The sequence below is a fragment of the Marinobacter sp. E2 genome (assembly GCF_055755345.1).
The window spans coordinates 1,054,971-1,069,080 of the sequence record NZ_CM146911.1 but is presented as its reverse complement, the minus strand read 5'-3'; the positions used below and the strand labels follow the sequence as shown (position 1 = coordinate 1,069,080).

At 60.1% G+C, this 14,110-nt stretch carries 15 protein-coding genes and 1 pseudogene; 4 read left to right on the top strand and 12 right to left on the bottom strand.

Annotated features, from left to right (window positions below):
- Positions 1-220 precede the first annotated feature (220 nt).
- Positions 221-1,342, top strand: coding sequence for a PQQ-dependent sugar dehydrogenase (locus tag AC0J1C_RS04855; RefSeq protein WP_473045825.1), 1,122 nt, complete (start codon positions 221-223; stop codon positions 1,340-1,342).
- Here the strand turns inward: AC0J1C_RS04855 and AC0J1C_RS04850 are convergent.
- Complete coding sequence (locus AC0J1C_RS04850) at positions 1,336-1,749, bottom strand: GFA family protein (protein ID WP_375192962.1); 414 nt, start codon at positions 1,747-1,749, stop codon at positions 1,336-1,338. The two genes, AC0J1C_RS04855 and AC0J1C_RS04850, sit on opposite strands and share 7 nt — an antisense overlap.
- 137 nt (positions 1,750-1,886) lie before the next feature.
- Between AC0J1C_RS04850 and dkgB the strand changes: the two genes are divergently transcribed.
- Positions 1,887-2,696, top strand: coding sequence for a 2,5-didehydrogluconate reductase DkgB (gene dkgB, locus AC0J1C_RS04845; protein ID WP_091991427.1), 810 nt, complete (start codon positions 1,887-1,889; stop codon positions 2,694-2,696).
- On the opposite strand, the gene AC0J1C_RS04840 is transcribed toward dkgB, so the two are convergent.
- The 4 genes from AC0J1C_RS04840 to AC0J1C_RS04825 form a co-directional block, all read right to left on the bottom strand.
- Positions 2,665-3,342: a hypothetical protein gene (locus tag AC0J1C_RS04840; RefSeq protein WP_473045824.1), complete on the bottom strand. Its 678-nt coding sequence runs from the start codon at positions 3,340-3,342 to the stop codon at positions 2,665-2,667. The two genes, dkgB and AC0J1C_RS04840, sit on opposite strands and share 32 nt — an antisense overlap.
- Positions 3,339-4,274, bottom strand: coding sequence for an aldo/keto reductase (locus AC0J1C_RS04835; protein ID WP_473045822.1), 936 nt, complete (start codon positions 4,272-4,274; stop codon positions 3,339-3,341). Before AC0J1C_RS04835 ends, AC0J1C_RS04840 begins: the two co-directional genes overlap by 4 nt.
- Before the next feature lie 197 nt (positions 4,275-4,471).
- Positions 4,472-5,242 (bottom strand): glutathione S-transferase N-terminal domain-containing protein, encoded by a 771-nt coding sequence (locus AC0J1C_RS04830; protein ID WP_473045820.1) that lies wholly within the window; start codon positions 5,240-5,242, stop codon positions 4,472-4,474.
- Positions 5,243-5,280: 38 nt separating this feature from the next.
- Positions 5,281-5,754: a hypothetical protein gene (locus AC0J1C_RS04825; protein WP_473045819.1), complete on the bottom strand. Its 474-nt coding sequence runs from the start codon at positions 5,752-5,754 to the stop codon at positions 5,281-5,283.
- A 315-nt stretch (positions 5,755-6,069) separates the two neighbouring features.
- On the opposite strand from AC0J1C_RS04825, the gene dacB reads away from it, so the two are divergent.
- The gene (gene dacB / locus AC0J1C_RS04820) at positions 6,070-7,641 is read left to right on the top strand and encodes a D-alanyl-D-alanine carboxypeptidase/D-alanyl-D-alanine endopeptidase (protein WP_473046502.1); all 1,572 of its coding nucleotides are present in this window, start codon (positions 6,070-6,072) and stop codon (positions 7,639-7,641) included.
- A gap of 59 nt (positions 7,642-7,700) precedes the next feature.
- Here dacB and AC0J1C_RS04815 read toward each other — a convergent pair whose 3' ends face one another.
- Positions 7,701-7,961 carry a DUF2798 domain-containing protein gene (locus AC0J1C_RS04815; protein ID WP_473045818.1) on the bottom strand — a complete coding sequence of 87 codons (261 nt, stop codon included), beginning with the start codon at positions 7,959-7,961 and terminating at the stop codon, positions 7,701-7,703.
- Positions 7,962-8,099: 138 nt separating this feature from the next.
- On the opposite strand from AC0J1C_RS04815, the gene AC0J1C_RS04810 reads away from it, so the two are divergent.
- Positions 8,100-8,978, top strand: coding sequence for a DUF6279 family lipoprotein (locus AC0J1C_RS04810; RefSeq protein WP_473045817.1), 879 nt, complete (start codon positions 8,100-8,102; stop codon positions 8,976-8,978).
- Between the two features lie 51 nt (positions 8,979-9,029).
- On the opposite strand, the gene AC0J1C_RS04805 is transcribed toward AC0J1C_RS04810, so the two are convergent.
- The 6 genes and pseudogenes from AC0J1C_RS04805 to AC0J1C_RS04780 all read right to left on the bottom strand — a co-directional run bounded on the left by AC0J1C_RS04805 (position 9,030) and on the right by AC0J1C_RS04780 (position 13,768).
- Positions 9,030-9,800 carry an SDR family oxidoreductase gene (locus tag AC0J1C_RS04805; protein ID WP_473045816.1) on the bottom strand — a complete coding sequence of 257 codons (771 nt, stop codon included), beginning with the start codon at positions 9,798-9,800 and terminating at the stop codon, positions 9,030-9,032.
- 17 nt (positions 9,801-9,817) lie between these two features.
- Positions 9,818-10,507: a histidine phosphatase family protein gene (locus AC0J1C_RS04800; protein WP_375192972.1), complete on the bottom strand. Its 690-nt coding sequence runs from the start codon at positions 10,505-10,507 to the stop codon at positions 9,818-9,820.
- Positions 10,507-11,571, bottom strand: coding sequence for a phosphotransferase family protein (locus tag AC0J1C_RS04795; RefSeq protein ID WP_473045814.1), 1,065 nt, complete (start codon positions 11,569-11,571; stop codon positions 10,507-10,509). Before AC0J1C_RS04795 ends, AC0J1C_RS04800 begins: the two co-directional genes overlap by 1 nt.
- A 42-nt stretch (positions 11,572-11,613) precedes the next feature.
- Positions 11,614-12,432 (bottom strand): SDR family oxidoreductase, encoded by an 819-nt coding sequence (locus AC0J1C_RS04790; protein WP_473045812.1) that lies wholly within the window; start codon positions 12,430-12,432, stop codon positions 11,614-11,616.
- Positions 12,433-12,682: 250 nt separating this feature from the next.
- A pseudogene (locus tag AC0J1C_RS04785) lies at positions 12,683-12,925 on the bottom strand (phosphotransferase family protein); the annotation flags it as partial.
- A 21-nt stretch (positions 12,926-12,946) separates the two neighbouring features.
- The gene (locus AC0J1C_RS04780; RefSeq protein WP_288589772.1) at positions 12,947-13,768 is read right to left on the bottom strand and encodes an SDR family oxidoreductase; all 822 of its coding nucleotides are present in this window, start codon (positions 13,766-13,768) and stop codon (positions 12,947-12,949) included.
- Positions 13,769-14,110: the final 342 nt, after the last annotated feature.

The following is a 14,110-nucleotide window of genomic DNA, read 5'->3' as shown; positions in this document are numbered from 1 at the left end:
CCTCGATAAGTTCCTGCTCTGGCACCATACCGCTTTCTCCCTGACGTGGACGATGCCCACACATTAATAGCATTGATTCTCATTTGCAATATAAACCAATGATCCAGGCTGACATCGCCCACCTATATACTCGGTGCGACTGACAAACGGCAGAGCCGCCATCAGCTGCTATCCTCAGGTATCATTCCGGTGTCCGGTGACCCCAGAAACGGAGGCTCCCATGCGCGTCATCCCCAAGATACTGCTTGCCAGCCTACTGGTTTTCTCAACCATGGCAGCCAGGGCAGACATGCAGTTTTCGTCTGAAAAGGCCAATTTCAGGCTGGAGACTGTGGCCGACTACCTGGCGCACCCCTGGAGCCTCGCTTTCCTGCCGAACGGCGATAAATTGGTGACCGAGCGTGAAGGCCGATTGAGGCTTATTCGCAACGGTTCGCTGCTGGAAGCTCCGATTGAGGGCTTGCCGGAACTGGTCGTCTCCGGCCAGGGCGGGTTGCTGGACGTGCTGCTCCATCCGCAATTCGAGCGCAACAACACCCTGTTTCTCAGCTATGCCCACCGCGCCCCGGAGGGCATGACCACCCGGGTGGCCCGTGCCATCCTGGACGGCAACCGTCTGAACAAGGTTGAGGTTATCTTCGAGGCTCTGCCGCGCTCCGGAACAAGCCGGCACTTCGCCGGGCGCATGGAATTCGACCGCGACGGCAACCTCTACGTGTCCGTGGGCGACCGCGGCGACATGGACCGTGCCCAGGACCTGAGCGACGACGCCGGTGGTGTGCATCGCATCACCACCACCGGCGCGCCTGCCCCGGGCAATCCGTTCCTCGACAAGGCGGGCGCCCAGGACACCCTGTTCACCTACGGCAACCGCAACATCCAGGGCATGACCATCCACCCGGACACCGGCACTATCTGGACCCACGAGCACGGTCCCAGAGGTGGCGACGAGATCAATATCCTGAGGGCGGGTACCAACTACGGCTGGCCGGAGATTACTTACGGCATCGACTATTCCGGCCTGCCGATCACCGATGACACCGCAAGGCCCGGAATGGCCCAGCCACTGCACTACTGGGACCCATCGATTGCCCCTTCAGGAATGGCGTTCTACACCGGCGACCTGTTCCCCCAGTGGCGCGGGGATCTGTTTGTCGGCGCTCTCAAGATGCGAAAGCTGGTGCGGTTGACCATCCGGGACGGCCAGGTGATAGAGGAAGAGGATCTGCTGACCGACCTGGGCGAGCGGATACGGGATGTTCGCATGGGGCCAGACGGCGCCCTGTGGCTGCTGACGGATTCGCCCCGGGGCAAGGTATACCGGATGCTGCCGGCTCAGTGAGGGTCGTTCGTTCGCTCGGTTTTTTCGAATTGCGGCAGGTTGTCGGTGATCTCGAACCAGTCGGCTTTCGAACCCACATAGACGTGCTGTGCGGGGCCCCGTTCGAGGGGCTCATTAATGCAGCCGACCCGCAGCCGCAGAATGCCGGGAATGGCGTCGACCCGGCTATACAGCTGGCTGCCACAGCGACTGCAGAAACCGCGATATTTTCCGGGCCGCGATTCGAACTCCGATAACCGATCTTCACCGGAAACAAAGCGGAACCGTACCTTCTGCACCGGGGCACTGGCAGAAAAGGCACTGCCATGGGCGCGCCTGCACTGGCTGCAATGGCAGAGCGCCACGGGGCCCAGCGGACCGTCGTATTCGAAACGGATATCGCCACAGAGGCATTCGCCGGTATACATGGAAGCCCTCTCGTACTCGCGGTTGTGAAAGTCCGGCGCCGATGATACCGGCCGGGCACTTGAAGAACCAGAGCAGTGGCACCACTTTACACTCAGTCCACATGGCCGACTCGCCATTCTTTGCAAAGGAGGACAGAATGTCATTCAGCGACCTTCCCAAAATAGGAATGGGCACGTTCCGTCTCAAGGGGAACGACGCCCGTGACGCCGTAAAAAGCGCTCTGTCTCTCGGTTATCGTCACATAGACACTGCCCAGATGTATGAGAACGAAGCGGAAGTGGGTGATGGCATCACCTCCAGCGGCATACCCCGACGCGAAATCTTCCTCACCACCAAGATCTGGTTTGACCAGCTGCACGCCAGCGATCTGATCAACAGCCTGCACGACAGCCTGGCCAGACTGAAGACCGACCACGTGGACCTGGCACTTATCCACTGGCCCTCGCCGGGCGACGAAGTGCCCATGGCCGAATATCTCAATGCTCTGCGAGACGCCCAGCGGGAAGGCCTGACCGACCACATCGGCATATCCAACTTCACCTGCGCCCAGATGGATCAGGCCCGGGAGATTCTGGGCGACACGCCTATCTTCACCAACCAGGTGGAAGTACATCCGTTTCTGGCCAATCGCCAGGTGGTTGAGCACGCCCGCAAACTGGGCATCAAGGTGACCGGTTACATGCCGCTGGCCGTTGGCAAGGTGATGGAAGACGAAACCCTCCAGCGGATTGCCAGGGAGCGAAACGCCACACCGGCTCAGATTGCCATTGCCTGGGTGGTGTCCCGGGGTGTGGTGCCCATCCCCTCGTCAACCCGATCAGAGCACCAGAAAGCCAACCTGGATGCCCTGAAAATCAAACTGAGCGACGAGGAAATCGAGGCGATTGACGCCCTGGACCGCAATGACAGGATCGCTAACCCTGACTTTGCGCCGGCCTGGGACTGAGCCATAGGCCCGCTGCCAGCAGCATCAGGGTTGCCGCTGGCAGCGCCAACAGCCAAGACGTGGCGAGCGCCCAGAACATGGCGCCACTGGCCAGCGCCCAGACCAGGGGAATGATCAGATACAGCCAGCGCCAGACGCCGGCAAGCAGCGGGACTGCCAATCCACCCGCGGCGGCCGTCACCCAGGGCCCAACACCGAAAACCGCAACTGACTGCCAGCTTCCCGACTCGCCAACCACCAGCCAGGGCAAAGCCAGAACCGCCAGGAACCAAAGTATCAGCAAAGGCGGCCGCGACACCGGTCGGGCAGGTAGCGCACCACGCAAAACAGCTAACAGCAGAAAAGCGCCCTGCCCCACAAACGCCCACCCGAACCAGGTGGCTGGCCAGTTAATAGGGCCAAAATAGCCCACCAGAAAACCGAAGCCGCTGCTCATCCAGGCCAGCCCGATCAGGAAAAGACCCAGTTTCCGGCGAAGTAAATGGTTGCTGACCACCAGAAACGGAATTAGCAGCGAGGCCGCCACGCCCAGAATCTGCCAGGGCCAGAGATCGTCGTTGATACGGACAAACAGCCTCAGGAAAACCTGCGGCCCGAACATCACGAAATCCTGCAGAGAGTAACTGAGCCAGTCGGCACCGCTCACAGCGACCTCACATAATCCGCCATACGCTGGCGCTGCCGGCTGTCGGGCAAAACACCGTAGAGAGCGCCCATATTCTCGCGCATGTGCTCCACCTGGCTGGTGGCGGGAATGGCGCAGGTGACCGCCGGATGCGCAATGATGAACTTGAGGAAGAACTCCGCCCAGTTACGCGCACCAACTTCCTCTGCCCAATCCGGCAACGGCTCCGACTGAAACCGGCGAAACAGCGACCCGCCCTGGAAGGGCCGGTTCACAATCACCCCGATACCTCGCTCGGCGGCCAACGGCAGCAACCGGTCCTCGGCCTCACGGTCCAGCACGTTGTAGGTCAACTGCACGAAATCCAGCGGCTCACGCTCCATGATCTGCTCAAATTCCCGGTGCCGCCGACCATGGGAAGTAGTAATACCGATGTAGCGTACCTCGCCCTCCGCCTTCATCTGCTTCAGGGTTTCCAGATGCCCTTGCCAGCCCAGCAGATTATGCACCTGCAACAGATCGAACCGGTCGACTCCCCAACGCCGCTCCGACCGGGCGGCCTCCTCGCGGGTTTCCGATTCATCGCCGGTCCAGATCTTGGTGGCCGAAAACACGCGGTCATGGGCATCGAGGGCATCCAGCGCCTTACCCAGCACATCCGGAGAGCTGCCATACATGGGCGAGCTGTCCACCACGGTACCACCCAGCTCGAAAAAGGTTTTCAGAACCTCGGTACGCTGCGCAATCAACTGCTGATCGCCGCCGACGTTGAAGGTGATCCAGGTGCCCATACCAATGGCGGGAATGGTTTCGGAGGTGCCCGGAATCGGGCGGGTGATGGGAGAAGACGAGGGAGTCTTCGGAGGGTTCGCAAACAACACGGGTGATTTTAGGGCCAGCCCAGCCACGCTGGAACCGATAAGGAACATCCTTCGACTGATACGGTGCGACATACCGTGTCTCCTCCCACTGACGATGAATGCAGTGCGAATAGCACAAGGTGCGACAAGTCCGTGCGGGTCATCCCTTTGACAGACCGTAGAGGGCCAGGGATGGCCCGACCGAGCCTACATGGATGTATTTACGGCGTGTCTGTCAAAGGGATGACCCGCACGAACGACTCCCCCAGGGTGACAGTCCTCAGCGAAGATCAGTTCCCGTACTCAGAATCCAGATACCTGAGAATCCGGGACGACTCAAACAGGCCCTGCCCGGTATTGGGATCCTCCAGATACGGCACCTGCACCCGCTGATGCTTCTGGAAGAACGCATCCCGTTTGCCGCCAGGAATCGGCTTATAAGGCCCCGGCTTGATGCGCTGTTTGGCCGGCCCGATCTCCGTCCAGTGCTCCTTTCCCAGATTATGCAGGGTGTAGGGAACCTCCAGCTCACACAGCCGCTCCCGGACCAGACGTGAGAACGGACTGCCCTCGAAACTCCAGAGATGCAAGGGCTGCTCTGGCCGCTTGCCCGGACTGACCCGCAGGCCCCTCATGGCACTGGCCACCGACGCAAAGGACCCCAGAACCGGCTGCCAGACCCGGCGACGGTAGTAGGTTGGCACAGACCGCCCGGCGTATTGCCGGAACAGATACTCAATGATCTCCTCCGATTCATACATCACGGTGCCGGTATTCTGATCCGCCAGCAACGGGAACTGCTGGCGACCACCCAGGGCCTCGGCCTGGGCCCGGAACACCGTGCCGCCTTTCGGGCAGGGTCGGATCTCCACATCCAGATTCAGGGCGGTAAGTGCCTCACGAACCCGGCGGCAGTACGGGCAACCCTCCATGTCGTAGAGCACGATCGGCTTGTCCGGCTGAGGCACCGGCCTGACCACAAGGCACCCACGCCACGCGGTGAGCGACGACGTGGCGACCGAGCCGAGAACCTGTACATTGTGAGAAAGCATGTTGGACATTGAACGACCTTCTGTTGGGGATTGGAATTGCGTCGAGTTCACGCAATCTGTCGGCTTTCCATGGGTTCGCGGGTGCCCATGATATGGTCAAACCAGGGCCGGGTGACACACCAGTTGGCATTCGGGTTCGGCCCCATGTGGTGATCGTAGTGCCAGGGCAGATGTTGCCTGGCCCACTCCGGATCCAGATGGGAGCGCTTGTGTACGCGGTAATAATTCCACGCGCTGTAATAGAGCGTGCCCACGAAAAATGGCGCTACGGGTAACAATGGCGTGACCGCCGCGGCACCGGCTACCAGCGCAGCGACTTCCTTGGTCTGCGCATTCCAGGCGATAGGGGCATCCCGGTAATCCTCATCCAGGAACCCGTTACGGCGCACGTTGCGATGGTGATCATGCCAGTGGAACGACCAGAAGCTCTCGCGGTTCCGTCCCCTATTGTGCAACACATGCTTGTGAAACACCCATTCCACCGCATTGGCGGTGAACAGGCCCAATGGTATTCCGATCATGGTGTCGTTCCTTTTTTGTTGTTGCGATTGCCGGTGACCCACTTGTAAGGAAACGCCGATTTGCTGTCAGAATCCATGACTCAAATGCCGGCAAATCGGGCAAAAATCCGCCCGCCAAAGTCATTGACATCCGAAACGTTACACTTTGCCCACCTAACCCCATGATTCCTAAGGGTGCTTACAGTGCGTCACAAAAATCCAATACAAACAACGACACTACTGCCATTTTTTAACGTCATGTAGAGGTTTTCTGCATAGTACAAACCGCCAGGATAGGCTATTGTTCAGGCATAACGATTTCATCGGATGGCCGCTATGATAATTCCGGGGTTGCGACACTCTGGCAGTGCAGGAAAACCAGCCAGCGAACGGGGACGCTTTGCGATTGCCCTGAGCGCCGCCGTCGCCATGCTGGTGCTGCCGTCGGCAGCGGCGGCCGACGAAGCCGAATCCGGCTACTCCGGCAAGAGCCTTTGGAGCAACCAGGTGCGGTCGTACGCTCTTGAGTCCCTACAGAGTGACGAAGCCATGAGCGTGGCGGCCATTCCTCTCAACGGTCCGGGCATCGAGCAGTACATCAATGCCGACGCGCTGATGAGCCCCGGCTCCATCATGAAACTCGTCACCACCTATGCCGCCCTGGAAATCCTGGGCCCGAATCACCACTGGGACACCGATTTCCTGACCGACGGCGTGATGGTGGGCGACACACTTGAGGGCAACCTTTACGTGCGCTTCGGGGGCGATCCCAAGCTCACGATCGAACGGCTGTGGAGCACGCTCAGCGAATTGCGCAGCATGGGCATTACCCGTATCGAGGGCGACCTGGTACTGGACGGCAGCTACTTCGAAATTGATGGTGGCTTCCCGGAATTCGAGGACAACGGCGACAATCCCCACGCCCCCTTCCTGGTGGAGCCATCAGCCTATCTGACCAACCTGAACCTCCTGCACTTCCAGGTTCGGGCCGACGAGCGTGGCACCCAGGCCTGGAGCACGCCAGCCCTGAACGACGTTGTGATCGACAACCGGGTAATTGCTACTGCGGAAGGCCCCTGCCCCGCTCGAAGGAGCTTCGAGTGGCAGCCAATCTTCCACGATGACAATCGGGTGACCGTGAGGGTGACCGGTGAACTGCCTCGCGGATGCCGATCCACCACATACCTGTCGCTGCTGCCCCAGGATCGATACAGCGCCTCGCTGATCCGCTCCGTGCTGGCCGATGTCGGCGTTACCCTCTCGGGCTCCCACGTGAACGCGGAGACACCGGAGGAGGCGCGACTGGTCATGAAAACCACGTCACCGGATTTGGTCACCATGGTGCGGGACATCAACAAATGGAGCAGCAACGTCATGGCCCGCCAACTCCTGCTGACCATAGGGGCGGAGAACCGGCAGGAAGACGAAGACGACGACCGGGTGGCCGGTATCCGGGTGATCTACGACTGGCTTGAAAAGAAAGGCATCGACACCGCAGGCATGGTTATCGACAACGGCGCCGGCCTCACCCGCCACGGCCGGATCACCGCGCGCCAGGGCGCCCGGATCCTCCAGCACGCCTGGAACAGCCCGTACTCAGCGGATCTGATGGCGTCCATGCCCATCATTGCCACCGACGGAACCATGGCCCGCCGCCTTCGCAACACCGGCATGGACGGCGAAGGACGCATCAAAACCGGCTACCTGGAGAACGTGCGCTCCATTGCCGGCTTTACGCGGGACGCCAACCACACCACCTGGGCGGTGGTAGGCATGGTCAACAACGATCCGGCCTGGAACGGCCAGGCCGTGCTGGACCGGGTTCTCTACTCCCTGCACTTCCGACCGCCAACAGGCACTGCGATCTCGCGGGCGCCCGGCGGCGATTCGAAGACCAGTATCCAATAGCCAGCGCCCTTCTGCGAACACTCGTGGCATCAGACTATCCGCAGCGGTGTTTCTGGTAATCAGTTTACGGGCGTCTGCTCGTTGTCGAACCGTCGCAATGTCAGTGCCGTGAGCTTGCCGGCAAGCGGCGCGATGAACGTGACCAGCGGAAATGCCACTACCCAGGCCACGAGGAAGGCCGCCATCCAACGCCCTACAAAGTTGCCCTCCAGACCGGTGTTGATGACGGTGATCACACCGGACATCAACAACGACATGATGCCGGACATGTAAAAACCAAAGACCAACGGACGGATACGGGAAAGTTTGATTCGGCTCATGGCGTCTCCTGGTCTCAATGCAGAGCGGAAAGCTGGATCTGACGTTCTGCCTGTGGCGTATAGTGAATGGGCAGGCCCTTTATGGTAATGAGCTTGCGATCTTTTATCGATACGCCTTTTTGCCAAGCCAGGTGCGATATGGATTTCCACAATGACCAACGAAGGCACCACGCCAGAATCTGTCTGCTACTGATCCTCGTGGCGGCTCTGGCCGCCGGATGCAGCTCCACCAAGCTCGCCTACCGTTACGCAGACTGGGGCATTATGTGGTGGGTGGAGGACTATATTTCCCTGACCGAACCACAAAAGCAGCGGCTTAACGACGATCTGGAGAATCTGCGCCAGTGGCATTGCAGCGCCGAGCTGCCGCGTTACCAGGACTGGCTCGGCGAGCTACAGGCCGACGTAGCCGCGGGCGTTCCCAGCCGTTCTGACGTTACCCGCCATCAGGCGCAACTGTTCGGCTTTTTCCCGCCCCTGCTTGAGCGTGCCACACCGGTGGCCGCCAACCTCCTGGCAAGCCTGAGCGATGAGCAGGTTCGGGAACTGGCAGAGAACATGGAACGGGGCCAGCGGGAACGGGAGGAGGAATACCTTGCGGACACCCGCGCAGCCACCGCCGAAGCCCGGGCCGAGCGAACCACCGAGCGCGTTGAACGCTGGCTGGGGAGCCTGAATGCCGAGCAACGTCAGATCGTAGAGGAGTGGTCTGAAAACCGCGGCGCCCAGACCGAAATCTGGCTCGAAGGTCGGAGGAACTGGCAACAGGCGTTGCTGGCGCTACTGGAAGAGCGGGATCAGCCGGATTTTCGCGAGCGCCTCCGGCAGCTCATCGTGAACTCCGAAAAGGCCCGTGGCGAGGCGTACGAAGCGATGATGGCGGAGAGCCGCGTGGCCATGGCCAGTTTGATGCACGACCTGATTCGTGCCGGCAATACCGCCACGCTGGCCCACCTGCAGGATCGGACCACGGAGCTGAAAAGCGACTTCGCGGTTCTGGAGTGCGAGCCGGCCTGACCGGGATTCAACCGGGCCCCGGGAAAACGCCGGGGCCACAGGCAAGGACGGTCAAACCGTCAGGTAGCCACCGTCGGCGTTGATGCAGGCGCCGGTGGTGTAGCTGGACGCCTCAGACACCAGGTACAGCACGGTACCAGCCATTTCACTCGGGTCCGCCACCCGCTTCATGGGAATGTGGGCCATGGCCTGCTTCTTGATGGCTTCGTTGGTGGTCAGGGCACTGGCGAACTTGGTGTCGGTAAGGCCTGGCAAGAGCGCATTTACCCGAATTTTCTGCTGGCCCAGCTCCATGGCAAAGGACTTGGTCATGGAGATCACCGCCGCCTTGGTGACCGAGTAAATGCCCTGGTAATGGCCAGGGTTCACGCCGTTCACCGACGCCACGTTGACGATCGAGCCACCACCGGCTTTCTTCATCATCTGGGCGCCCCGGGCGCACATGAAGAAGTAGCCACGGATGTTCACATCCACGGTCTTGTTGAACGCGCCCAGGTCGGTGTCTTCCACTGGCCCGAAGTAGGGGTTGGCGGCGGCGTTATTCACCAGGATGTCCAGCTTGCCGTGGGTCTGTTCAATGTGGGCCCAGATGCTGTCGATCTGATCCATTTCGCCGATGTGGCAGGCATAGGCTTCGGCGCTGCCTCCAGCATCACGGATGCTGCTGGCCACGGCTTCACAGCCGTCGATCTTGCGGCTGCTGACAATCACATGGGCACCATACTCGGCCAGGGTGCGGGCAATGCTCTCGCCGATGCCACGGCTGGCACCGGTAATCAGTGCAACCTTGCCGGTCAGATCAAACAGGTTCTTGCTGCTCATTCGTTCACCTCAATTCACTATCGGAATGTCACCAGGGCGGGGTCTTCCGCTTCCAGGTGGCTGTAATTGTTGAAAACGGCCAGGTTGCGCCGGGAGCCCGAGTAAAGCACCCGAGACACGCTGGTGTTGGCAATGACTTCATTCAGGGCCAGGGCCTTGCTGTCGGTGAGCCCGAGGAGGGACTGGGCGATCACCGAAATCGGCCCACCGGACGTGGCCACCAGTACATCGCCGCCGTCGGCGTACTCGATCATCTCGCCAAAGGCGGCCAGCACCCGGGCTTTGAACTCGGGCCAGCTTTCGTCATAGTCGTGGTCGTACTCGCCGGAAGCCCAGCGCTGGACGGCATGCACAAAGGCCTCCTGAAAAGCCCTGGCCGGCTTCGGAAATGCCTGAAGGTCCCGCGCCATCACTGCGCGATCACTCCACTCGGGCCGATACCTTTCCACTACGGCTGTGTGGTCGAACTCGTTGAAGCCCGGCGCCACCTGCATATCCGGCAGGGCACTTCCGTAGCCGGTGGCAATGGCCTCCACGGTTTCCCGGTGCCGCTCCAGATCACCACCGAACACCGCCGCTGGCTGCACCTTGCCGGCTAGCCAGCGGCCCAGCACCCGGCCCTGCTCCCAGCCCCTGGGCGAAAGCTGATCGTAGTTCTCCTTGCCAAAACTGGCCTGGCCATGGCGCACGAGGTAGATCGTGGCCATTACAGGCTGCTCTCTGCGATCAGGCGCTGGCAGCGCTTTTCCAGGTAATTGGCGGCGTGGCCAAAGGCTGCGAAGCGCTTGTCTTTGGTCTGGCCATGGTAATAGCGGTAGTAGATCTGCTGGATAATCACCGCCAGCCGGAACAGACCGTAGATCTCGTAGAAATCGAAATTATCAGCCCGGAAGCCGGACTGCTCCATGTAGTACTCCACCACCTCCTTGCGGGTAAGCATGCCCGGACGGTGCGTGGGCTGCCTGCGCAGCATCTGGAACGGGCCCTCGTCGTCCGCCTCGATCCAGTAGGCCAGGCTGTTGCCCAGATCCATCAGCGGGTCGCCGATGGTGGCCATCTCCCAATCCAGTACGCCCACCACCTCGAACGGGTTGTCCGGGTTCAGCACCACGTTGTCGAAGCGGAAATCGTTGTGGATCACCACCTGTGCGATGTCAGTCGGCATCTTGTCGTTGAGCCACGCCATCACCTGCTCGAAGTCGCCGACGTCATCGGTGCGGGCCTTGCGGAAGCGATCGCTCCAGCCGCCGATCTGGCGCTGCACGTAACCCTCGCCCTTGCCCAGCTTGTCCAGGCCGGCCGCCCTGGCATCCACCCGGTGCAGGTCCACCAGCTTGTCGATCACGTTCAGGCACAGCTTGCGGGTGTCGGCCTCGCTCAGCTCAAACCCTTTGGGGAAATCCTGGCGCAGGATAATGCCCTTCAGCCGCTCCATCACATAGAAATCACAGCCGAGCGCGTCGTGATCGTCACAGATGGCGATGATATCGGGCACGTAGGGATAAACCGGCTTCAGGGCCTGCATCACCCGTGCCTCGCGCAGCATGTCGTGGGCCGACTTGGCAATCTTGCCAAAAGGCGGCCGGCGCAGGACAAAAGAACGGTCGCCGTAATCCACCTGATAGGTCAGGTTGGAAGCACCACCGGGGTACTGGCGAATCTCCGGCTCGCCCTGCAAATCCGGAATGGCCTGCTTCATGAAGCGGTCCACCGCGCTGGTGTCCAGTTCCTCGCCCTCGCGGATGTCCACGGCCTGGTCGATCTGGGTCATTCAGGACTCTCCTCTTGAATCGTCGATCTCAGACAGCCGCCCTCAGGCCTTGCTGCCGCCCATCTTGCTCATCCAGCGCTTGCTCTCCTGATGCATCAGCCAGTCGAACGCCCAGGGAGCGTGGCGCTTGAGCATCCACATGCGGCGCTCCTTGGCGTGGGGCAGTACCCAGAAGTCTTTGTCTTTCACACTGCGGAAGATATCCTCGGCCACGTCTTCGGCGGTAATGCTGGAGCGCTTCATCAGCTTGTTGACGTTCTGCTGGATACCGGGAATGTCCGAACGCATGGTGCTGGTCAGATTGGTCTGGAAAAACGCCGGGCACACGCAGCTGACATGAATACCGGCATCCCGCAGCTCCTGGCTGAGAGTTTCAGACAGAGCAATGACTCCGGCCTTGGAGACATTGTAGCTGTCCATCAAGGGGGCAAGCATGAGCCCGGCCATGGAGGCTACGTTCACAAACGCGCCGGAGCCTTGTTCCTTGAACAGCGGGGTGAAGGCTTTGCAGCCACGGACAACGCCCAGTACGTTGATGTCGAGGATCCATTCCCAGTCTGCCATGGTGGTGTCTTCGATGGAGCCTGCGGAGGCGACGCCGGCGTTGTTGACGACCACGTCCACACCGCCCCATTTCTGTACCAGGTCATCACGGACTTTCTCGAAGTCGCTCAGGCGGCGTACGTCACACTCAACAAAGTAACCTTCGCCACCGGCGTTGTTCAATTCCGCCTCAACGGCCACGCCCTGTTCCGGGTTGATGTCCCCGATGCAGACTTTCGCGCCCTCTTTGGCGTACCGCAATGCAATCGCCCGGCCCAGGCCACTGGCCCCGCCGGTTATGAATACCCTCTGTGTCATGTTCGTGCTCACCGTTTTTACGTTTGAGTTCGTTTTATATTTTGGAGTTCGCGTTCTTTTTGCTTTGGAGTAAGAGCTGCTACCGGGTAAGGCCTTCCAAAACACGCTCCTTCGGCACGTCCATGTGACGCTTGAGCTCCGCCATCCATGGCTCCGCACAGTTTTGGAAGGCCTTACCCGGCATCAGCTCCCATACTCTCTAGTCAGCTGTTCAAAAAACCAAATCTAGCTGGCACATCCTTAATGCCTCACGGCATTCCCGCAGCATGTCGTGGGCAGACTTGGCAATCTTGCCGAACGGCGGCCGGCGCAGCACGTAGGACTGGTCGCCGTAATCCACCTGATAGGTCAGGTTGGACGCACCGCCCGGGTACTGCTTGATGCTCGGCTGGCCTTCCAGGCCCGGAATGGCCTGCTTCATGAACCGGTCAACAGCACCAACATCCAGCTCCTCGCCTTCGCGGATGTCTACGGCCTGGTCGATCTGTGTCATTCAATTTCTCCTGTGATGTGTTCAGGCGTTCGCCTTGCCACCCATCTTGCTCATCCAGCGTTTGGTTTCCTGGTGCATCAGCCAGTCAAACGCCCAGGGCGCATGGCGCTTGAGCACCCACATACGGCGCTCCTTGGCGTGGGGCAGCACCCAGAAATCCTTGTCTTTCACACTGCGGAAAATATCCTCGGCCACGTCTTCGGCGGTAATGCTGGAGCGCTTCATCAGCTTGCTCACGTTCTGCTGGATACCGGGAATGTCCGAACGCATGGTACTGGTCAGATTGGTCTGAAAAACCGCCGGGCACACGCAGCTGACATGAATACCGGCACCCCGAAGCTCCTGGCTGAGGGTTTCCGAAAGGGCAATCACGCCGGCTTTAGACACATTGTAGCTGTCCATCAAGGGAGCAAGCATGAGGCCGGCCATGGAGGCTACGTTCACAAACGCGCCGGAGCCTTGTTCCTTGAACAGCGGGGTGAAGGCTTTGCAGCCACGCACTACGCCCAGTACGTTGATGTCGAGGATCCATTCCCAGTCTGCCATGGTGGTGTCTTCGATGGAGCCTGCGGAGAGGACGCCGGCGTTGTTGACGACCACGTCCACACCACCCCATTTCTGCACCAGGTCATCACGGACTTTCTCGAAGTCGCTCAGGCGGCGTACATCACATTCAACAAAGTAGCCTTCGCCACCGGCGTTGTTCAGTTCTGCCTCAACGGCTACACCCTGTTCCGGGTTGATGTCCCCGATGCAGACTTTCGCGCCCTCTTTGGCATACCGCAATGCAATCGCCCGGCCCAGGCCACTGGCCCCGCCGGTTATGAATACCCGTTGTGTCATCGTTGTTTCTCTCCGTTATGTTTTGGAGTTCCTGTTCTTGTGATTGGGCGCAAGAGTTGGCACCAGAAGGTACTTTCCAAAAACCGCTACGAGCACATCCATGTGCGCTTCTCTCCGGCCATCCATGGCCTCCGAAATTTTTGGAAAGTACCTTCTGGTGCCAACTCCCATACCCTTCAGTAAGCTGTTCCAGATTCTGTTATTCGCAGCCTATCACCAATATTGAAGAGGGGGCCGTTGGGGTGGGGCTTCTGAAAATTTGTGGAGCCATGGATGGCGGAACACAAGCGCCACATGGACGTGCCGAAGGAGCGCTTTTCAGAAGCGCCACCCCAACGGCCA